Annotated in this window: 18 protein-coding genes; 7 read left to right on the top strand and 11 right to left on the bottom strand. The window is 60.6% G+C overall.

Annotated features, from left to right (window positions below; all coding sequences use genetic code 11):
• Positions 1-15: 15 nt before the first annotated feature.
• Positions 16-486, bottom strand: a complete 471-nt coding sequence (gene tsaE, locus ACA066_RS02600; protein ID WP_497698013.1) for a tRNA (adenosine(37)-N6)-threonylcarbamoyltransferase complex ATPase subunit type 1 TsaE — start codon at positions 484-486, stop codon at positions 16-18.
• Positions 474-1,973 carry an NAD(P)H-hydrate dehydratase gene (locus ACA066_RS02595; protein WP_497698012.1) on the bottom strand — a complete coding sequence of 500 codons (1,500 nt, stop codon included), beginning with the start codon at positions 1,971-1,973 and terminating at the stop codon, positions 474-476. The genes tsaE and ACA066_RS02595 overlap by 13 nt, the downstream gene beginning before the upstream one ends.
• A 63-nt stretch (positions 1,974-2,036) precedes the next feature.
• Between ACA066_RS02595 and queG the strand changes: the two genes are divergently transcribed.
• Positions 2,037-3,101, top strand: a complete 1,065-nt coding sequence (gene queG / locus ACA066_RS02590; RefSeq protein WP_497698011.1) for a tRNA epoxyqueuosine(34) reductase QueG — start codon at positions 2,037-2,039, stop codon at positions 3,099-3,101.
• Positions 3,102-3,205: 104 nt separating this feature from the next.
• Here queG and ACA066_RS02585 read toward each other — a convergent pair whose 3' ends face one another.
• A complete protein-coding gene (locus ACA066_RS02585; protein WP_017336246.1) occupies positions 3,206-3,817 on the bottom strand; it encodes a trimeric intracellular cation channel family protein in 612 nt (203 codons plus the stop codon).
• 184 nt (positions 3,818-4,001) lie between these two features.
• Positions 4,002-4,544: an oligoribonuclease gene (orn, locus tag ACA066_RS02580; protein ID WP_497698010.1), complete on the bottom strand. Its 543-nt coding sequence runs from the start codon at positions 4,542-4,544 to the stop codon at positions 4,002-4,004.
• Positions 4,545-4,651: 107 nt separating this feature from the next.
• Between orn and rsgA the strand changes: the two genes are divergently transcribed.
• Entirely contained in the window at positions 4,652-5,683 is a 1,032-nt protein-coding gene (rsgA, locus tag ACA066_RS02575) for a small ribosomal subunit biogenesis GTPase RsgA (RefSeq protein WP_150632404.1), read from the top strand.
• Between the two features lie 92 nt (positions 5,684-5,775).
• Here the strand turns inward: rsgA and ACA066_RS02570 are convergent, their stop codons facing one another.
• The 3 genes from ACA066_RS02570 to motA all read right to left on the bottom strand — a co-directional run bounded on the left by ACA066_RS02570 (position 5,776) and on the right by motA (position 8,889).
• The gene (locus ACA066_RS02570) at positions 5,776-6,045 is read right to left on the bottom strand and encodes a hypothetical protein (protein ID WP_497698009.1); all 270 of its coding nucleotides are present in this window, start codon (positions 6,043-6,045) and stop codon (positions 5,776-5,778) included.
• 969 nt (positions 6,046-7,014) lie between these two features.
• On the bottom strand, positions 7,015-8,034 hold the full coding sequence (motB, locus tag ACA066_RS02565) for a flagellar motor protein MotB (protein WP_497698008.1): 1,020 nt from the start codon (positions 8,032-8,034) through the stop codon (positions 7,015-7,017).
• Between the two features lie 3 nt (positions 8,035-8,037).
• A complete protein-coding gene (motA, locus tag ACA066_RS02560; protein ID WP_253546778.1) occupies positions 8,038-8,889 on the bottom strand; it encodes a flagellar motor stator protein MotA in 852 nt (283 codons plus the stop codon).
• 166 nt (positions 8,890-9,055) lie between these two features.
• On the opposite strand from motA, the gene ACA066_RS02555 reads away from it, so the two are divergent.
• The 3 genes from ACA066_RS02555 to asd are packed head-to-tail and all read left to right on the top strand — an operon-like array spanning position 9,056 to position 12,328.
• Positions 9,056-10,594: an HDOD domain-containing protein gene (locus ACA066_RS02555; RefSeq protein WP_497698007.1), complete on the top strand. Its 1,539-nt coding sequence runs from the start codon at positions 9,056-9,058 to the stop codon at positions 10,592-10,594.
• Positions 10,595-10,633: 39 nt separating this feature from the next.
• The gene (locus ACA066_RS02550) at positions 10,634-11,449 is read left to right on the top strand and encodes a rhodanese-like domain-containing protein (protein WP_497698006.1); all 816 of its coding nucleotides are present in this window, start codon (positions 10,634-10,636) and stop codon (positions 11,447-11,449) included.
• An 18-nt stretch (positions 11,450-11,467) separates the two neighbouring features.
• On the top strand, positions 11,468-12,328 hold the full coding sequence (asd, locus tag ACA066_RS02545; protein ID WP_497698005.1) for an archaetidylserine decarboxylase: 861 nt from the start codon (positions 11,468-11,470) through the stop codon (positions 12,326-12,328).
• 57 nt (positions 12,329-12,385) lie between these two features.
• Here asd and ACA066_RS02540 read toward each other — a convergent pair whose 3' ends face one another.
• Positions 12,386-12,787: a lectin OAA family protein gene (locus ACA066_RS02540; protein WP_084320918.1), complete on the bottom strand. Its 402-nt coding sequence runs from the start codon at positions 12,785-12,787 to the stop codon at positions 12,386-12,388.
• Between the two features lie 199 nt (positions 12,788-12,986).
• Between ACA066_RS02540 and ACA066_RS02535 the strand changes: the two genes are divergently transcribed.
• Entirely contained in the window at positions 12,987-14,774 is a 1,788-nt protein-coding gene (locus ACA066_RS02535) for a cyclic-di-GMP receptor FimW-related protein (protein ID WP_497698004.1), read from the top strand.
• Between the two features lie 133 nt (positions 14,775-14,907).
• On the opposite strand, the gene serB is transcribed toward ACA066_RS02535, so the two are convergent.
• Positions 14,908-16,122: a phosphoserine phosphatase SerB gene (gene serB / locus ACA066_RS02530; RefSeq protein ID WP_497698003.1), complete on the bottom strand. Its 1,215-nt coding sequence runs from the start codon at positions 16,120-16,122 to the stop codon at positions 14,908-14,910.
• 135 nt (positions 16,123-16,257) lie between these two features.
• On the opposite strand from serB, the gene ACA066_RS02525 reads away from it, so the two are divergent.
• The gene (locus ACA066_RS02525; protein ID WP_497698002.1) at positions 16,258-17,787 is read left to right on the top strand and encodes an AhpA/YtjB family protein; all 1,530 of its coding nucleotides are present in this window, start codon (positions 16,258-16,260) and stop codon (positions 17,785-17,787) included.
• A gap of 265 nt (positions 17,788-18,052) precedes the next feature.
• Here the strand turns inward: ACA066_RS02525 and ACA066_RS02520 are convergent, their stop codons facing one another.
• Together ACA066_RS02520 and parC are read right to left on the bottom strand one after the other, a co-directional pair.
• Positions 18,053-18,766, bottom strand: a complete 714-nt coding sequence (locus tag ACA066_RS02520; RefSeq protein ID WP_497698001.1) for a PqiC family protein — start codon at positions 18,764-18,766, stop codon at positions 18,053-18,055.
• Positions 18,767-18,943: 177 nt separating this feature from the next.
• Complete coding sequence (gene parC, locus ACA066_RS02515) at positions 18,944-21,211, bottom strand: DNA topoisomerase IV subunit A (RefSeq protein ID WP_497698000.1); 2,268 nt, start codon at positions 21,209-21,211, stop codon at positions 18,944-18,946.
• Between the last annotated feature and the right edge of the window lie 2 nt (positions 21,212-21,213).

Genomic DNA, 21,213 nt, shown 5'->3' with positions numbered 1-21,213 from the left:
ACCTGACCCCATCATTTAATTGGATTCCAATGCCAAAGCGGCACACCACGACTCGCCACGCGAGCCCTGGGACAAAATTTTCAGCGAACGCCCGCTGTCTTGCGGGCTAATGGTAATGGTCAGGTCGGGCTTTGGCAAAAAGCCTGCACCCTTGCGAGGCCATTCGATCAGGCATAACGCGTCGTCTTCGAAGTAGTCGCGGATGCCGAGGTACTCCAGTTCTTCGGGGTCGACCAAACGATAGAGATCGAAATGGAAGGCGCGGATGTCACCAATCTCGTAGGGTTCGACCAGCGTGAACGTCGGACTTTTCACCGCGCCGACATGCCCCAACCCCCGGATGATGCCCCGCGACAGCGTAGTTTTCCCCGCTCCCAGATCCCCTTCCAGAAAAATCAGACCGTGCCCTTGAGTGGTTTTTGCGATACGTGCGCCAAACGCAGTCATCGCTTCTTCATCAGCCAGGTACAGGGTTACTTCAGACACGGTGCTTGCTCCTCCAACAACTGACGAATGGCTGGAATCAGATCACTGGCCGCCAGCCCACGGCCCGATTTACCTTGTTGCGCACCGGCATTGGCGTGCAGCCAGACCGCCAGACAGGCGGCGTCGAACGCATTCATGCCTTGCGCCAGCAACGCGCCAACCAGTCCAGCCAGCACATCGCCCAGACCGGCGGTGGCCATGGCCGGATGGCCTTGATGACACAACGCCAGGCGCCCGTCCGGACTGGCGATCAGACTGCCAGCACCTTTCAGAATCACTACAGCTGTGTATTTTTTGCTCAATGCGTGAGCGGCGGATGGACGGTCAGCCTGAACCTCAGCGGCACTGATCCCGAGCAACCGCGCCGCTTCCCCCGGATGCGGGGTGATCACGCAGCCCTTGGGCAAGCTCACACGTTCTTCGGCCAGCATGTTCAGTGCATCGGCGTCCCAAACCTGTGGCAACGGCGCATTGGCTGCCGCCGACAACAGACTGCGGCCCCACGAAGCCTGCCCCAGGCCCGGCCCCACTACCAGCACGGAAACCTTTTGCAGCAATCCCATCAACTGATTGGCTGACGAAGTACCCAGCACCATGGCTTCGGGGATTCGGGCCAGTGCAGCGGGCACATGCTCACTGCGGGTGGCCACCGACACCATGCCAGCACCACTGCGCAGGGCGCTTTGCGCACTCAACAGAATGGCACCGCCGAAACCGCGATCACCGCCGATCAGCAAGACATGGCCGAATTTGCCTTTATGGGCAGTCGGCGCGCGATCCGCCAGACGCGGCACATTGCCGGCCATCAGTCGACGCGCACTGATGGCGACCCCGCTGAACGACTCAGGAGAGGCCTGCAGATCGTTGAAAACCAATTCACCCACCACGTCCGCCGCCTCGCCCGTGAACAGACCCAACTTCAAACCAATGAAGGTCACGGTCAGATCCGCCCGAACGGCCGCGCCGAGCACACGTCCCGTATCGGCACAAAGTCCCGAAGGAATATCCACTGCGGCAACCGGCAGGTCGCTGGCATTGATCGCGGCGATGACACTGGCGTAAGGCTCTCGCACCTCGCCTGTCAGACCGGTGCCAAGCAAGGCGTCCACCACGATGCCGCGCAACTCGGATTGCGCGCTCCAGGCTTGAATGGCAACGCCTTCGGACAGGGCCTCGGCGTGGGCCAGCCCGGCATCGCCCTGCAAACGTTTAGGATCACCGACCGCCAACACACGCACATGCCAGCCTGCACGCCGGGCCAAGACCGCCACCAGATAGCCATCACCGGCGTTGTTGCCGTGACCGGCGACCACCGTCAATTCGTGGGCCGACGGCCACTGCCGGACCAACGCACGCCAGGTCGCCCGCGCCGCACGCTGCATCAATTCGAAGCCCGGCGTGCCCGCCGCAATCAGGCTCGCATCGAGGGCTCGCACTTGCGCGGCGCTGTACAGCGCGTCGGGTAAATCATCTTTAGTGTGCGGCATGCGTCTTCGGGCTCCGATGTCTGGCAGAATTATACGCACCTCAGCTCCGGTTTCTCTCGCCTCATGCCCGCAATTACCACAGACCTGCCCGCCCTCGCCCAATCCATCAAGGACTGGGGCCGCGAGCTGGGCTTTCAGCAAGTCGGCATCAGCGGCCTGGATCTGGCCGAGCATGAGCAGCACCTGGAGCGTTGGCTTGCGGCCGGCTACCACGGCGAAATGGACTACATGGGCGCCCACGGCAGCAAACGCTCACACCCGGAAGAGCTGGTGCCCGGCACGCTTCGGGTGGTGTCCCTGCGCATGGATTACCTGCCGGGCGACACCGAAATGGCCAAACGCCTCGCCCAACCGGAAAAAGCCTACGTTTCGCGTTATGCCTTGGGCCGCGATTACCACAAATTGATCCGTAAACGTGTGCAACAACTGGCCGATAAGATTCAGGCCGAGATCGGTCCATTTGGTTTTCGCGCGTTCGTCGACAGTGCGCCGGTGCTGGAAAAAGCCATCGCTGAACAGGCCGGTCTTGGATGGATCGGCAAAAATACGCTGGTCTTGAATCGCAAGGCCGGCAGTTACTTCTTCCTCAGCGAACTGTTTGTCGACCTGCCGCTGCCGGTCGACCCGCCCCACAGCACCGAACATTGCGGCCGCTGCACCGCGTGCCTCGACATCTGCCCGACCAACGCCTTTGTCGGCCCTTATGTGCTGGATGCCCGACGCTGCATCTCTTACCTGACCATCGAACTGAAAAGTGCGATCCCCGAAGACTTGCGGCCATTGATCGGCAATCGGGTATTTGGCTGCGATGACTGCCAGATCGTCTGCCCGTGGAACCGCTTCGCTCGTCCGTCCGGCGAAAGCGACTTCAAGCCACGGCACAATCTGGACAACGCCGAACTGGCCGAATTGTTCATGTGGGACGAGGACAAATTCCTCACCAGTACCGAGGGTTCGCCGTTACGGCGCGCCGGTTACGAGCGCTGGTTGCGTAATCTGGCGGTGGGATTGGGTAATGCGCCATCGAGTATTCCGGTGCTGGAAGCGTTGAAGGCGCGGCGGGATTATCCGTCGGAGCTGGTGCGTGAACACGTGGAGTGGGCTCTGAAACAACACGGCCTTTTGTAGGAGCGAGCTTGCTCGCGATCGACTAGAGAGCGCCTCGGGGTGCCAGGTTCGCAGCGTTATCGTTCACGTCCATCGCGAGCAAGCTCGCTCCTACAAGGGCTGTGTCAGGCTTCGTCGTTGTAAACGAACTTCGGCATTTCCCAGTGGAAACGGATCGCCAGCAACCGCAGCAGGAAGCCGCCGAACAGCGTGATCAGAATCGCCTGTTCTCCCGGCACGTTCAGATAAAGGCACAGCATGTAACACCACGCCGCCGCGAACGACACGCTGGCGTAGAGCTCCCGGCGGAAGATCAGCGGGATGTCGTTGCAGAAGATGTCGCGCAGGATGCCGCCGAATACCCCGGTGATCACGCCACTGACCGAAGCCACCAGCATGCCGTGGCCCATTTCCAGGGCAGTCATGCAGCCGATCAGGGTGAACGCCACCAGACCCACGGCGTCGAGCACCAGAAACAGTGAGCGCAGGTGGCGCATCCAGCGCGCAGCGAAGACCGTGAACATGGCTGCAATCGATGTCAGCACCAGGTATTCCGGGTGTTTCACCCAAGTCAGCGGATAGTGGCCGAGCAACACGTCGCGCACCGAACCGCCCCCCAACGCCGTGATGCAGGCGATCAGCACCACGCCAAACCAGTCCATGCCACGACGGCCGGCGGACAGGGCGCCGGTCATGGCTTCGGCGGTAATGGCGATCAGGTAAAGCATCAGCAACATGGTGGCGGTCCTTGCAGGAAGGCGCGCAGTCTAGCCATTTAGTCCCGGCACCAAAAGAGGGCAAGCGCGCCCCCCCCCTATGTAGGAGCTGCCGCAGGCTGCGATCTTTTGATTTTGATTCTCAAGAGCCAGATCAAAAGATCGCAGCCTGCGGCAGCTCCTACACAGGGACCGCGATGCACAATCAGAACTTGATGAAATGCTTGCGGTAATGCTGCAACTCGGCGATCGATTCGCGGATGTCGTCCAGGGCCAGGTGGGTGCTGCCCTTTTTGAAGCTGTCGCGCACGTCCGGTGCCCAGCGAGCGGCCAGTTCTTTCAGCGTCGAGACGTCGAGGTTGCGGTAGTGGAAGAAGCTTTCCAGTGATTTCATGTGCGTATAAAGGAAGCGACGGTCCTGACAGATGCTGTTGCCACAGATCGGCGATTTGCCCTTCGGCACCCACTTCTCCAGGAAGGCAATGGTCTCGGCTTCCGCTTCGGCCATGCTGATGCGACTTTCGCGAACGCGCTGGGTCAGGCCCGAGCCGCCGTGTTGACGGGTGTTCCACTCGTCCATGCCGGCGAGGATTTCATCGCTGTGGTGGATCGCGATCACCGGCCCTTCGGCCAAGGTGTTCAGGTCACTGTCGGTGACGATGGTGGCCATCTCGATGATGACGTCGGTATCAGGGTTCAGACCGGTCATTTCCAGGTCGATCCAGATCAGATTCTGCGGGTTTTGCATGTGTGGGCTCCTAGGCAATGCTGCGCAGTTTAGCCTAGGGCGGCGTCCGGGCGTGCTAAACTCGCGGCCGTTTTACCTAATCGCTGCATTCTTGATACGGAACACCCATGGCCAAACGCCAACTCAATCGTCGTCAAAACTGGCGCATCGAAAAGATTCAGGGCGAACGCGCTGCCCGCGCCGCCAAACGCGAGTCCTCGGCTGTCGAGGCACTTGAGGGTGGCGACCTGGGTCCGGAACAGACGGGCCTGGTGATCGCGCACTTCGGTGTACAGGTCGAAGTCGAAGCCCTCGATGGCGATTTGGCCGGCCAGGTGTTCCGCTGCCACTTGCGCGCCAACCTGCCGGCGCTGGTGACCGGCGATCAGGTGGTCTGGCGTGCCGGCAACCAGGGCATCGGTGTGATCGTGGCGCAACTGCCGCGCAAAACTGAACTCTGCCGTCCGGACAGCCGTGGCCAGCTCAAGCCGGTGGCGGCCAACGTCGACATGATCGTCATCGTCTTCGCGCCGCTGCCCGAGCCCCACGCGAATCTGATCGATCGCTATCTGGTCGCTGCGGAGCACGCCGGCATTCGGCCGCTGCTGCTGCTCAATAAATTCGACCTGATCGACGAGCAGAACGCCCCGGCGCTGAATGCCTTGCTCGCGGTTTACCGCACACTGGGCTATCCGGTGCTGGAAGTGTCGGCGCACCACGGCAACGGCATGGAGCAACTTCAGGAACAACTGGACGGGCGCATCAGCGTTTTCGTCGGCCAGTCCGGCGTCGGCAAGTCGTCGCTGGTCAACAGCCTGCTGCCGGAAGTCGAAACCCGCGTCGGCCCGTTGTCCGAGCTGTCCGGCCAGGGCACTCACACCACCACGACCGCGCGGTTGTTCCACTTCCCCGGTGGCGGTGAGTTGATCGACTCCCCGGGCATCCGCGAATTCGGCCTGGGCCACGTCAGCCGCGCCGACGTCGAAGCCGGTTTCATCGAGTTCAACGACTTGATCGGCACCTGCCGCTTCCGCGACTGCAAGCACGACCGCGAGCCCGGTTGCGCATTGCTCAAGGCGCTGGAAGAAGGCCGCGTGCAGCAGCAACGGATGAACAGCTATCGCTCGATCATTGCCAGTTTGCCGGAGAGCAGCTACTAAGTAGCCTTGATCATTTTCGTGACGCCACGAAAATGATCAGTAGCGTCCCGTAGACACAAAAAAGCCGCGATCATCTCGCGGCTTTCTCATTTTCAGCGTGCAGCTTTTTCCAGGGTCCAGCCCAGCACATCCAGGGCATCACAGCCGTCCTGGATCAACATGTGTGCAGCATTGGCGAAATGCTCCAAGTCGTGTCCTTCGGCTTCTTTGACGCACAGGCAGGTGACGCTGTTGAGCAGATTACGCGCGGCTTTGAGTCGGTGGACGGCGGTTTCGAGGAGATCGGCAGCGCGGGCTTCGGTGTCGATGTACAGCGTCGGGCCGACGCTGAAGTTGCCTTGCAGAGGATGGTATTTGGGCATGACTTGAACCTCATCTGATAGGTGAAACTCCCACCCTCTCGCGGCTAAACGAATTGGGGTGGTAGCTGTACGCGGGTTAGCCGACCGGACAGATGAACCCGGCACACCCGGAGGTGTCCCACGCACAGCCACCATAGACATGTAGTTGCCAGGCAGCAAAAAGCGCCGCGATTATACTGGCGCTTGTGCATCATCTGTTACGACCGGCTAAAGTCGATCACCGATTTGTCGGTGACGGGCAAACTATAGGCAAGCCTTAAGCGAAGAAAAACCCGGTTTATGCGTTTCGGAGACTTCCTACGCTTTTCTCGGACATTCCTCATTCCTTGATTTTTACTGCAATCAAGCGGATCAAAATTCTTTCTTGCAGAATTCGACGTCGTATGACGGAACTGGGATAAGCGCAAATCCTGTAGGAGCCGGCTTGCTGGCGATGGACGCAAGTGCGCCGCGTTGATTCAGACAGCACGCGTTATCGTTGACGACCATCGCCAGCAAGCCGGCTCCTACAGGGGGGGACGCGTACAACCTGGCAACCAGGTCGGCTGGCAGGCCGCCTCGATTGCTTTGGCGGTAGTCGCCCCCTCGAGAGGCCGAGTGGAGGTTCTGCGCAGTGGGCACCGCGGCAAGGATGCCGCGGTAGCCGCCCCCGGCCATGGATGGCCGATGGCGGCGGGCCCACGGAGCAGGACCGGAGCGAGGGCATGCCGAGCACTAGCGAGGCACCGAACGAAAGGGGCAAAAGCGCTTGGTTACTTGGCGCTCTTCCAAGTGACCCGCCGTAAGGGCGGAACCATAGGCGGCCGTTACCGCAGAAATGGATATGTCCACACCCATAAACCCACGCCAGCCATAGGGCCGCCATCGCCAGCAAGCCGGCTCCTACAAGGGACCGTTCTCATACTGAAAATGAAGTGACCTCCAAACCAAAGCAAAAAAAGCCGACATCACTGTCGGCTTTTCCATGGGTCACTGCTTCGGCGGCTCACCCGGTTTCGGTGCCGGGTCATCGAACAGATTCAAACGCTCGCGCAGCTCATGGGCCGGCAATGGCTCTTTATCTGCCGGCAACGCGTTCGGGTCGGCCGGCACTTCACCCGGGCCGCCCTGCCCTTGCGTCGACTCCGGAGCAGGCTCCGCGCCTTGCGAACCTTCGATGGCACGCTGAGCTTTCTTGGTCAGCACGATAATGTCAATTCGGCGGTTGACCGGGTTGAGCGGGTTCTCGCGATCGAACAACGCCGACGAGGCATAACCGACGACGCGCGCCACTTGCTTATCCGGATAACTGCCCGCCACCAACGCCCGACGTGCGGCGTTGGCCCGGTTGGCCGAGAGTTCCCAGTTACCGAAGTCGCCTGTGCCCGAATACGGCTTGGCGTCGGTATGACCGCTGATGCTGATCTTGTTCGGCACCGCCTTGATGGTGTCGGCCATGGCCAGCAGGATGTCTTCGAAATACGGTTTCAGACGCGCTGAGCCTGAGTCGAACATCGGGCGGTTTTCGGCGTCCACGATCTGGATGCGCAAACCGTCCGGCGTAATCTCGAACAGAATCTGGTCCTTGAATTTCTTCAGTTGCGGGTTCTCTTCGACCTTGCTCTGCAGTTCTTGCAGCAACAGTTCGAGGCGCTCCTTCTCGACCATCTCGGCCATGCCTTCGACCTGTTCGGCGTCGATGGTCACCTTGTCCGGCTGCGGCTGGGATTTCACCTCTGGGTTGAGGGTGTTTTCCGGCGCCAGGGTCGGCGTGCCGCCCAGGTCGATGATGTAAGGCGTGCCGCTTTCGGAAAAGCCGACCGGGTCCTTGAAGTAACCGGCGATGGCGATCTTCTGTTCCGGTGTGGCAGTGGACAGCAGCCACAACACCAGGAAGAACGCCATCATCGCCGTCGCGAAGTCGGCGAAGGCGATTTTCCAGGAGCCCCCGTGATGCCCGCCCGCGTATTTCTTGACGCGCTTGATGATTATCGGCTGGTTGTTTTCCATGACTTAACGACCGCGAACCGCTTGTTCCAGCTCAGCGAAGCTAGGACGGTGTGCCGGGTACAGAACCTTGCGGCCGAACTCCACCGCCAGCGATGGCGGCATGCCGGAGGCCGACGCGACCAACGAGGCCTTGATGGCTTCGTAGACGTTCAGTTCTTCCTTGGCATCATGACCCAGAGCATGCGCCAGGGGACCGAAGAAACCGTAGGCAGCCAGAATACCGAAGAAGGTACCGACCAGTGCCGCACCCACGTGCAGGCCAATCATTTTCTGATCGCTTTCACCCAGGGAGGCCATGGTCACCACGATACCCAGTACCGCCGCGACGATACCGAAACCCGGCATGGCATCGGCAATGCCGTTGACGGCGTGGGAGGGATGGTCCAGGTCTTCCTTGAGGCTGGTCAGCTCCATGTCGAACAGGCCTTCAAGCTCATGGGGAGCCATGTTGCCGGAGGACATGATGCGCAGGTAATCGCAGATGTACGCGGTCATGCGTTCATCTTTGAGCACAGCCGGGTACTTGGCGAAGATCGGGCTCGCGGCGGCGTCTTCGATATCGCCTTCGATCGCCATCATGCCTTCGCGGCGGCTCTTGTTGAGGATCTCGTAAATCAGACCCAGCACTTCAAGGTAGAACGTATGGTTGAAGCGTGAACTGAACATGCTCAAGGATTTCTTGAGCACGTGCATCGTCATGTGACCGGGGTTGGCCTGCAGGAATGCACCAAGGGCCGCACCCCCGATAATCATCACCTCGAAGGGCTGAATCAGTGCGGCAATCTTGCCGTGGGAGAGCACGTATCCGCCGAGCACGCTCGCGAATACGACGATGATGCCGATTATTTTAGCCATAGGTAGGAGAGCACTTACTGAGTCGGGTTCAAGGTCATATTCGGAAGTTAAAAAATCTCTTCTTCTACTTATCGGCAAAACTGCGCCAGACTATAGGCAGTTCAGGCGAAAAGCCAATTTGGCCCGCTCCGGGCATAGGTAATGCAGACGGTGATCGCGTCCAACCATGGCTAACGAAACGAACGTTCCAGCTCCAAAACCGACCACACTCCAAGGCTGGGTAAAGCTTCTCGATGGCGTGCGCCTGCCGGTTCCGCAGGCCAGTCATGACCGGGTCTGCAAGGCCATCCGCGACGACCGCAGCTCGCTGCGCGATATCGCCGAGCTGATGCAGGAAAGCCCTGCCCTGGCCTTGAGCGTGATCCGCGAAGCCAACCGGCACACCCACGGCAGCATGACCGAGCCTGCGGAAAACCTTGAGGTGGCGATCAATCGCCTCGGTTTGAAGCGCACCGAAGAACTGCTCGCCCGGCTGCCCGCGGAACCTGAATCGCAAATCCCCGTGGCCCTGCGTCAGTTGCAGATGATCAGTCAGCACGCGACGCAACAGGCCAACGGTTTTTTCGCCGCTCGCCTGGCGCGGTTGTGGCAGGACATCCACTGGGGCAGCCTGCTGTTTCTTTCGCCGCTGTGGCCGATGGCGTTCACCCATCCGCAGTTGCTTGAAGAATGGGAGCTGCGGGTCATCCATAAAGGCGAGTCGGCGCGCAACGTCGAGAAGCAATTGTTTGGCGTTCCCCTGCTGGAAATCGCTCAGGCGCTGGTGGAGATCTGGCACCTGCCAATCTGGGTGCTGCAGGGTTACAAGCTGTTGCTTAATGAACAACGGGAGCTGGTGAAAGTCCTGCGCATTGCGCGCGACAGCGATCATCCATTGCGCCAACAGAACCGTCTCGATGACGATCCAACGCTGCGCCGCTGGCTCAATCAACCGGCCAACACGGTGCTGCTGGCCAACGGCCTGGCGCTGTCGGCGCAACAGGCCTGGGACAGTCCGCACAGTGAACGCTGGCAATACCTGACCAGCCTTTACCTGCAAATGCCGATGGACGAGGTGCAACAGCAATTGCACCAGCAGGCCGCCAACAGTGCGCGCCAACACGCCATGCCGGACCTCTGGCACCCAGCCGTTGCGCTGCTCTGGCCGTGGGGCATGAACCGCGTTCACGCCGGTCTGCTGCCCGCCCCCGCACCGACCGCCGAGGACCTGGCCAAGTGGCGCACACAATGCGCCGAGCTGCTGGTAGAGCCGAGTCGTTTCACCAATGCCATGCACTTGACCAACTCGGCCCGTGACGCGCTGGTCGCGTGCGGCATGCGTCGGGTGATGATCCTGATGGCCGACCGCACGCACGCCAATCTGCGCGTGCACCAGATCGCCGGGTTGCCGAAAGAAACCGCCGGCCTGAATTTCGTGGTCAGCCAAAGCACCGTGCTGCAACGCCTGCTTTCGCAACAGGCCCAGGTGCGCCTGACACCGGCCAACAACGCGCAATTTTCGGCGCTGCTGCCGGCCGGCCTGCGTTCACAGTTCGGTGGCGAACACCTACTGTTGCGCTCGCTGGTCAACAACGGTCGCGTGATCATGATCGTGGTGGCGGATCAGGGCGGCGGGCCGTTCTCTGAAATCACCGTGCAGGCCTTTGGCAAAACCGCGCAGTGCATCGAGAAAGCCCTGCACAGCTTTAGCCATCGCGGCCAATGACCCGCTACAATCCTCCCCTTTGTGCTCTGGAGACCTCACATGTCTGACTTCTCTGGCTTGCCGCTGGTGATCGAACCGAGCGACTTGCTCTCTCGCCTCGACGCCCGCGAACTGATTCTGGTGGACCTGACCAGCAGCGCCCGCTATGCCGAAGGGCATATTCCCGGTGCGCGTTTTGTCGATCCGAAACGCACGCAACTCGGCCAACCGCCTGCGCCAGGCTTGATGCCGCCGCACGCGGCACTCGAAGCGTTGTTCGGTGAGCTGGGCCACAATCCCGATGCGGTCTACGTCGTATATGACGACGAAGGCGGCGGTTGGGCCGGGCGTTTTATCTGGTTGCTGGACGTCATCGGCCACAGCAAGTACCACTACATCGACGGTGGTCTGACGGCCTGGCTGGCAGAAGGCTCGCCGATGTCGATCCAGATCCCGCCCGCGGTCGGCGGCCCGGTTGCGTTGACCCTGCACGATGAACCCACCGCCACCCGCGAATACCTGCAAAGCCGTCTCGGTGCCGCCGACCTGGCCATCTGGGACGCGCGCGGGCCGCTGGAGTACTCCGGCGAGAAAGTCCTCGCGGCCAAGGGCGGCCACATTCCCGGCGCGGTCAATTTCGAATGGACCGCGGGCATGGACCGGGCGCGCAACCTGCGCATCCGCACGGACATGCCGCAAATCCTCGAACAACTCGGGATCAGCAAAGACAAAGAAGTAATTACCCACTGCCAGACTCACCACCGTTCTGGCTTCACCTATCTGGTGGCCAAGTCCCTCGGTTATCCGCGGGTCAAAGGCTACGCCGGCTCCTGGGGCGAATGGGGTAACCATCCCGATACGCCTGTTGAGATTTAAGGTTTTTAAGGACAGTTAATGAATAAGCGTTTGTTTATCCTCAGCCAATACCTGCTGCCCCACCACTTGCTCTCGCGACTGGCCGGCTGCATCGCCGAATGCCGCGTGCGCTGGTTCAAGAATGCGTTTACCGCGTGGTTCGCCAAGCGTTATCAGGTGGACATGTCCCAGGCCCTGGTCGAAGACCTGACGGCTTACGAGCATTTCAACGCGTTCTTCACCCGCGCATTGAAAGACGGCGCTCGTCCGCTGGACGAAACCCCGGGCGCGATCCTCAGCCCGGCCGACGGCGCCGTCAGCCAGCTTGGCCCGATCGAGCACGGCCGCGTCTTCCAGGCCAAGGGCCACAGCTTCAGCGTGCTGGAGTTGCTGGGCGGTGACGCTGCCAACGCAGCGCCGTTCATGGGCGGTAATTTCGCGACCATTTACCTGTCGCCGAAGGACTACCACCGCGTGCACATGCCGCTGGCCGGCACATTGCGCGAGATGGTCTACATTCCGGGGCGGATTTTCTCGGTCAACCAGACCACCGCTGAAAACGTTCCGGAATTGTTTGCCCGCAACGAGCGTGTGGCGTGCATTTTCGACACCGAGCGCGGGCCGATGGCCGTGGTGCTGGTGGGCGCGATGATCGTCGCATCGATCGAAACCGTTTGGGCTGGCTTGGTGACGCCACCGAAGCGCGAGCTGAAAACCTTTCGCTACGACGAAGCGGCTCGTGCGCCGATCCACCTGGAAAAAGGTGCGGAACTGGGTCGTTTCAAACTGGGTTCGACGGCTGTTGTGCTGTTCGGCCCTGATCAAGTGCAGTGGGCTGAAGAACTGGCGGCCGGTTCGCCGGTGCAGATGGGCCAGGGCATGGGCCTGCCAAAAGCCTGATCCCCTGATCCGAACCCCACGAACGTCTTCGTGGGGTCGGACATTTCGGTGGTGCCGCTACTCTATCTGCCCGCGAAAGCCGATCGGTCCTTCGTTGGCGTAGGTATTGGTGCCACTGAGGTTTTTCCCTCCATCACTGGAGGTCACGCTCAACGCGACAACGTTCTGATTGTCCCGGCCTCCGATGACCCATTTGCCACCCGGATGCCATGGAGCGTCGTTGCCGCCCCACTGATTTTCAACGTTGTACTGGTTCTGGCCCGTGCGCTGAGCCTTGAAGCCAATGGGACCTTCACCCGAGTACGTCATGGTGCCGGTGAAGCTCTTGCCGCCATCGCTCGACTTGATCTCGATCGCGACAACCTTCTGGTTGTCCCGCGCGCCTAACGTCCAGTCTCCGCCCGGATGCCAGGGTGCCGAACTACCGCCCCATTGATTTGCCACTACGTATCTAGACATAAACTTCATCTCCTTGAAGTTACGAGAGACCTGCCCAGCACAGACAGCAGGCCGTACGACCGTGCGTATCCAGTCGCACGTCTGTCAGATTAGTAGCACGCCCGAACCTCACTCGGCTGACAGACAAACGGTCGCCGACCAGAACTGCTACAGTCAAGTCATTCACTGCCCTTTTTCCCGGTTGGAGTTTGTTCACGGCATGAATGAGACCAGTCCCCACCTCCTGCTACGCGCCCCGATCCCTGCACAATTGCGCCTGTCGTTCTGCGAAGCCACCCCGCGCGACCTCAAGCGCTGGATCGCCAACCTGCCCAAAGCCAACATCGGCGAAACCGCTCGCCAGCTCTATCAAGGCTTGAGCGAACTGAACCAGTTACTGACACCCAGCGATAATCGCCTGCAACTGCTCGAGTTACTGCGGCCCGAGGTGTATTACGTCTGCAAGCACCTGGAGCGGCATTTCCTGCACCAGTCGATTGTCCTCGACGAGCGCTCGCGCAAGATCGCCAACCTCTGCCAGGCGCTGCAAAGTCATTTGGCGATTGGCTATAAACAGATCGTCGTGCGCATCTCGCCGCGCTTCAGCAAGGACCGCGCACCCCTGCTGGCCCAGGCATTGCAACGGGCGATCCATTGCCTCAACGGACCTCTGATCCGCGCCACCCAGCTCTATTGCCCGGTGCCGGAAGGTGTATGGCTGGAACTGCACCAGCTGTATCGCATTGCCTGTTCCCATCGGCTCCAGCACCTGAGCCTGCGCGATGAGCTGGCCAGCCAGACGCAAACCCTGAGCATCGAACAGACGTACGTGGTCGCATTGCTGCTGGGCGCCGCACGATGCAATCAACTGCGCCAGAACCAGATCGCGCGGCTTGCCGAAGTGCTGGAGCCGTGGAGCAAATTGATCAAGCTGCAACCGGAATCTGCGGCCGACGGACTGTTTGGCGTCGCACCGGAGCTCGACATCGGACCGCGTTACCGCTCGAAATTCCGGCCCGAGCAACAGGAGAGCTTGCTGGGGCTCGATCCGCTGCCGCTGGTCACAGCCATTGAAGCCCATTTGCAAAAAACCGACAGTCCGGTGCCACTGCCCGTGCCGGCAGGACTGAGCCTGGATACGCTGCAACACCTGAATGCCGCCTGGGGCCAGGCGGCCGAACGCAGTTTCCAGCGCACGGCCAGTCAAGGCACCTTGACCTTGTGCGTGGGCATGAGCGCGCTGCACTTCTATCTGGGCGGGCAGCGTCCATTCAGCGAGATTCTGAAACATCCCGGTGCCGGCCGCGCGCAGTTCACGGCGACCTCGCCCTCCCTTCGGGAAAAAGACCAATGGCACCATGCCTTCGACGCGGCGCCACAAGGCACCGCCGACGCGTTGCTGCCCTACGAAGAAATCGAATACCCGCAACTTCAGAATGACGACAGTCACGAAGCGTCCGACCGCAACCGTCACTTTCCGACCTACACCTTGCCGGTGATCAATCACAGCCCGGGCGGTTATTGCCTGGCCTGGCCCGGTGCAGTGCCGGCCGAGCTGCAGGCTGGCGAGATGGTCGGCATCGAGGATATGGCAGGGGCGGGCTGGAGCATCGCGGTGGTGCGCTGGATCCGCCATGTTCGCGGCGGCGGCACGCAAATGGGTATCGAGCAAGTCGCGCCCTACGCCGAACCTTGCGGCCTGCAACTGGTGCGCACCCGTGACGACCACAGCCAATACTTGCGTGGCCTGCTACTGCCCGCCATCAGCGCGATAGACCTGCCGGCCACCTTGCTCGCCCCGCGCCTGCCCTTTCAGGAAGGTAACAAGGTACTGATCAACACCAACGGCGAGGAACGCCGGGCCGGGCTGGATCGACGGGTGGCGAGCACAAACAGTTTTAATCAGTTTGCCTATCGCTCGCTGGAGGCTGCCAGAAACGAAAACGCCGCGGGGAGCGGCGTGGTCGGAAACGAGGAGGAATTTGATTCGTTGTGGAAGACGCTTTGAAGATTGAGCAGACATCTGTGGCGAGGGAGCTTGCTCCCGTGAGGACTGCGAAGTCCTGTTTTTGGGGGCCGCTTCGCAGCCCAGCGGGAGCAAGCTCCCTCGCCACAAAGGCACTGTCTGAATTCTGGGAAACTCAGAGCTGCCCGTCACGATCCCGAAAGCCCAGCAGGTACAGCACGCCATCCAGCCCCAGCGTGGAAATCGCCTGCTTCGCCGACTGCTTGACCAGCGGCTTGGCGCGGAATGCCACACCCAGCCCGGCAATCGCCAGCATCGGCAAATCGTTGGCACCGTCGCCGACCGCAATGGTCTGCTCCAGACGCAAACCTTCCTTGTGCGCCAGCTCCTTCAGCAGATCCGCCTTGCGCTGCGCATCGACGATCGGCTCGACCGCCACGCCAGTCACTTTGCCATCAACCACTTCCAACTCATTGGCGAACACGTAGTCGATGCCCAGCTTGGCCTGCAATTGCTTGGCGAAGTAAGTGAAGCCACCCGACAAAATCGCGGTCTTGTATCCAAGACGCTTGAGTTCGGCGAACAGGGTTTCGGCGCCTTCGGTCAGGCGCAGCGAGGCGCCGATCGAATCCAGCACGCTGACGTCCAGTCCTTTGAGCAAGGCCAGACGCTCTTTGAAGCTGGCGCGGAAATCCAGCTCGCCGGCCATCGCCCGTTCGGTAATCTCGGAAACCCGATCGCCCACACCGGCGGCCTTGGCCAGTTCGTCGATGACTTCGGCTTCGATCAGCGTCGAGTCCATGTCGAACACCGCCAGACGACGGTTGCGGCGGAACAGCGAATCTTCCTGGAAGGCGATGTCGACGTTCAATTCCTGGGCGACGCTGAGGAATTCGGCCCGCAGCGCTTGCGGATCCGCCGCTTCGCCACGCACGGAAAACTCGATGCAGCCTTTGCCCTTGTCAGCCGGCGTGTCCAGCGGCATGCGCCCGGACAGGCGATCGATGTGGTCGATGTTCAGGCCATATTTGGCGGTGATCGAGCTCACGGCCTGCAATTGCCCGGCGGTCACTTTGCGGGTCAATAGCGTCACGATGTGGCGTTTTTTGCCCTGATTGCCGACCCACTGCTGGTAATCCTCTTCGGACACCGGCGTGAAACGCACCTGCTGATCGAGTTTGTAAGCCGTGAACAGAATGTCCTTGAGCACCGACTTGCCTTGCTCGGTGTCAGGAATTTCAACCAGGATGCCGAACGACAGGGTGTCGTGGATCACCGCCTGACCGATGTCGAGAATGTTCACACCACCCTGGGCCAGAACACCGGTAATGGCCGCAGTCAGACCCGGACGGTCGACTCCCGTGATGTTTATCAGGACGATTTCGCGCAAGGCGCACCCCCGCAGGTGGAAAAAAACCGCATTCTACCCACTTTCAGTGACCATCGGGCACCGTGAGCGCTTTGCCGGTCTAGGGCCTGTCGCTATACTGCGCGTCAACTTCACGGACAAAAGAGCCGAGCTCAAGTGAACCGGCCCACGCCAGTAAAAACCGATAACTTCTTTCTGCTGATCTTCCGTGCACTGCGCCACCGCCGTGTACCGATTGCATTGCGCATCGCCAGCCATAACGTGATCCTGGTCGCTCTGGCCCTGGTGATCTACGCCTGCGTGATGGGTTTGCAGTTCAAGCAGGCCATGCACGAGCAGGCGGATGCCCTGGGCGAAAGCCTGACCACGCAGACCGCCACGTCCGCCACGGAGCTGTTGGTGTCCAACGACATCCTCAGCCTCAACGTGCTGCTCAACAACCTGACCAAGAACAAGCTGGTGGCCCACGCTGCCATTTACAGCGTGGATAACCGCATCCTCGCCGAAGCCGGTCAGCGCCCCAAGCACAGCCTGCTGGGCGAAGCCGAGGGCATGTACCAGAGCAAGATCACCTTTCAGGACGTGACTGCCGGGCAACTGCGCATCAGCCTGGACATGGATCAGTTCCAGCAGCCGATGACCATCAGCCTGCAAAGCATGGGCATTTTGAGTGCGATTCTGTTGGCCTTGTCGTTGGCCTTGAGCCTGCGCCTGGGTCGGCACATCTCCACGCCGCTGCTGCAATTGCGTGTGTGGCTGCGCAATATCGATGAATACACCCCGGCAACCGGGCGTCAGGACGAAATCGGCGACCTGGCTCGTCAGCTGCACGCCAACTTCGCGCCGGAACCGGCCGAGCCCGAGCCTGAGCCGGAACCCGAGTACGACGAAAGCGATTACGAAGACACCGACGACGAGCCGTCCTTCGAAGTGCGCAATCTGCGGGACCCGAGCTTTGATGAAACCAAACCTGTTGCTGGCCTCAAGCCTGCGCCACGGCACATCGTCAGCACCGTAGAAGATGAGGATGACGATGATGCGTTTGCCGATTTGCGTGACGAGTCGGTAACGAGCGCACTGAAGCCCGTGGTCAAACCGCAGGTATCGAACGTGCCGCAACACAGCGCGGTGCTGGCCGTGCAACTGGGCGCTCAGGATCAACTGCGCCGCCTGCCCCGGGCGCGTCTGGAGGAATTGCTGAAACGCTATCGCGACTGCCTCGACCAGGCCGCGTCGCTCTATGAGGGTGAACTGCATAGCCTGAACGATGGCAGCACGCTGATGGTGTTCCACACCGAAGCCAGCGGCGACGATTACCTGACCAACGCCATTTGCTGCGGTGAGTTGCTGCGGGCGCTGGGCCATCAGTTGCAGATCGAAGTCGCGGACAGCGGCATCACCCTGCAACTGCAGCTGGGCCTGACCCTGGGCGACGAGTTGTTCGGCCTGAGCCAGATTGACCTGCTGCTGACCGAAACCGCCCAGGACGCCCTGGCGCTGTCGCAACACAGCCGCAATCTGCTGCTGGTGGAGCGCAAGATCAGTGACGACGCGCTGATTCGCCAGCGTGCGCGGATCCGTCCGATTGCCAGCCCTGAGGGTGCGTGCTGTGTAGAGCGGTTGATGGAGCCTTATCCGTCGATGCTGGAGCGGCAACTGGCGCGGATGCATGAGCGTCGGGCGTAACCGCTAGCCCTGATGTGAAGAAGTCCGCAGACAAGTGATTGTCTGCGGGCTTTTTTGTTGCCTGTTCCGACCCCTTCGCTGGCAAGCCATGCTCCTACAAATGTTGTGTCGCTCACGCGATGTGTGTGTGTGTGTGTGTGTACGGCACGGAACCTGTAGGAGCGTGGCTTGCCAGCGAAGAGGCCATCAGAAGCACTGAAGATCTCACCCCACAGAAACAACGAAGCCCGCATCTCTGCAGGCTCTGTTTCAAATCAATCCAGGTTTAGAACCTGAATACTTCCATATCGGTGCGAATCGGCGAAGCCATCGGGATCTTCGGCTGCTTTTCCTGTTCCGCCGCCGGTGCCACAGGCTTGACAGCCGGTTTTTTTGGCGCTTCAGCAATCGGTGGCTGGTTGGCCAGTGGCTTGAGCGCGGTCGACAGCTGTTCGGCGAGTTTCTGCAACAACACACCCTGAGCCTGAACCTGCGCGGCTGTACCGCCGGCATGTTGTTCCTGCAGATGAATGATGCGGTTATCGCGAACCTGACCGCGACGGTCGATCAAACGCCATTGTGCATCGAGGATCGCCGGTTGCGACTCACCCGAATCCAGGCGCGTGATGGTCAGCAGCACCTGAACGTCCGGCGTGAAGCCGACCGTTGCCGGCGCCAGCACCACACGCTGGCTGTCCAGATGACCCGCGACCTGACGCAACAACAGCTGATCGATATCGGATGACAGGCTACCTGCCCAACGACCATCCACCGAAGCTTGCAGGCTGCCATCCGGCTGACGCTGCAGCAATGTTTCACGTTGCAGGTAGTCGGCGACCGTTACCGGGCCGAGCAATACCGCCATGCCCGCGCTTTGCGCAGGCTGAGCCGGACTTCCGCTGTCCAGCTGATACAGCGACACCGGTTGGTGAACGCTGCAACCCGCCAGGCCAAGAACGCCGGCGAGCATCAAAATAAAAGGAAGGCGCAGAGCAGTCATCGTCCCATCCAGGTGGTCGCCACAAGGCTAACCACAGTGAAAATACTCAAAAAATATGAAGAACGCTCGGCCACGCCGGCGCTTGGAAAGGCCATATCATCCGTGAATATGCGTTCCGACTCCAGCGGCAAAGCGTCGATCTACGCGTTAAATCGCAGATCGAGCGCTCTAGCACGCTTAATTGAGGTTTTCGACGAGCAGCGCATCTACCCTCTGGAAGCCTCGTGGAAGTTTGTTGCCACGACGTCCACGTTCACCTTTGTAGTGTTCGAGGTCGTCCGCTTTCAGTGACAAGGTACGTTTTCCGGCCTGCAGCACCAGGGTAGCGCCATCCGGCAATACGGCGATGTCCGTGACATATTCTTCGCGACTGGCCACACGCTCACCGGAAATCCCGATGATCTTGTTGCCTTTGCCCTTACCTAATTGTGGCAGATCGCTGATTTTGAAGATCAGCAGGCGACCTTCGGTGGTCACCGAGGCCAGCCAGTTGTTCTCACGATCAGCCACCGGGCGCGGCAGAATGACTTTCGAGTTGTTCGGCAAGCTCAGCAGCGCTTTACCGGCCTTGTTCTTGGCCTGGAAGTCCTCACCCTTGACCACGAAGCCATAACCGGCGTCGGAGGCGATCACGTACAGCGAATCGTCTTCTGGCATCAGGACGCATTCAAAGGTCGCCCCTGGCGGCGGCGTCAGACGACCGGTCAACGGTTCGCCCTGCCCTCGGGCCGATGGCAATGTGTGCGAGGCCACCGAATAGCTGCGACCGGTGGAGTCGATAAACACCGCAAACTGGTTGGAACGCCCGGCCGCTAAGGCTTTGAAACCATCCCCGGCCTTGTAGGAAAGCCCGGTTGCGTCGATTTCATGACCCTTGGCGGAGCGAACCCAGCCTTTTTCCGACAGCACAACGCTGACTTTCTCGTTGGGCAGCAGATCGTGTTCGGTCAGGGCCTTGGCTTCGGCGCGCTCGACGATTGGCGACCGACGGTCGTCGCCGTAGGTTTCGGCGTCCTTGATCAGCTCGGTGCGCACCAGTTTTTTCAGCTTGGCTTCGCTGCCCAGCAGGGCTTGCAGCTTGGCTTGTTCCTTGAGCAGTTCATCCTGCTCGGCGCGCAGCTTCATTTCTTCCAGTCGCGCCAACTGACGCAAACGGGTGTCGAGAATGTAGTCGGCCTGGATTTCGCTCAGGGCAAAACGCGCGATCAGTGCGGCTTTCGGATGCTCCTCGGTGCGGATGATGTGAATTACTTCATCCAGGTTGAGGTAGGCGATCAACAAACCGTCCAACAGGTGCAGACGACGCTCAACCTTGTCGAGGCGGAATTGCAGGCGACGACGCACGGTCTGCACCCGGAATTCCAGCCACTCGACCAGCAATGCCCGCAGGTTTTTCAGCTGCGGCTTGCCGTCCAGGCCGATGATGTTGATGTTGACCCGGTAGCTCGACTCCAGCTCGGTGCTGGCGAACAAGTGCTGCATCAGCGCGTCGTGGTCAAAGTTTTTCCGTGCGCCCGGAATGATCACGATCCGGCACGGGTTTTCGTGGTCGGATTCGTCGCGCAGGTCAGCGATCTGCGGGGCCTTGGACGGTTTGGCCTGCATCATGGCCGCGATCTGTTCCAGCACCTTGGCGCCAGACACCTGATGCGGCAGCGCGGTGACGATGATGTCGCCGTCTTCGATGTGGTACACGGCGCGCATGCGCACCGAACCGCGACCGGTTTCATAGATTTTCAGCAGGTCGGCGCGCGGGGTAATGATTTCCGCTTCGGTGGGATAATCCGGCCCCTGAATGTGTTCGCAGAGCTGTTCGACCGTGGCTTTCGGCTCATCGAGCAAACGCACGCACGCTGTCGCGACTTCCCGCAGGTTGTGCGGCGGTACGTCGGTGGCCATGCCCACGGCGATCCCGGTGGTGCCGTTGAGCAGGATGTTCGGCAAACGTGCCGGCAACACCAGTGGTTCGTCGAGGGTGCCGTCGAAGTTCGGGCCCCAGTCCGCAGTACCCTGGCCCAGTTCGCTGAGCAGCACTTCGGAATAACGCGACAGCCGCGCTTCGGTGTAACGCATGGCGGCGAAGGACTTGGGATCATCCGGCGCACCCCAGTTACCCTGGCCGTCGACCAGCGTGTAGCGGTAGCTGAACGGCTGGGCCATCAGGACCATGGCTTCGTAGCAGGCCGAATCGCCGTGCGGGTGGAACTTGCCGAGCACGTCACCGACGGTACGCGCCGATTTCTTGTGCTTGGAATCGGCGTCCAGCCCCAACTCGCTCATCGCATAAATGATGCGGCGCTGTACCGGTTTCAGGCCGTCGCCGATATGCGGCAAGGCACGGTCCATGATCACGTACATGGAGTAGTTGAGGTAGGCATTTTCGGTGAAGTCAGCCAGTGACCGGCGTTCTACACCGTCCAGGCTGAGATCAAGGGAGTCGCTCATGC

The organism is Pseudomonas sp. LBUM1651 (assembly GCF_059716135.1).
This window is presented reverse-complemented; position numbering and strand designations above follow the sequence as displayed.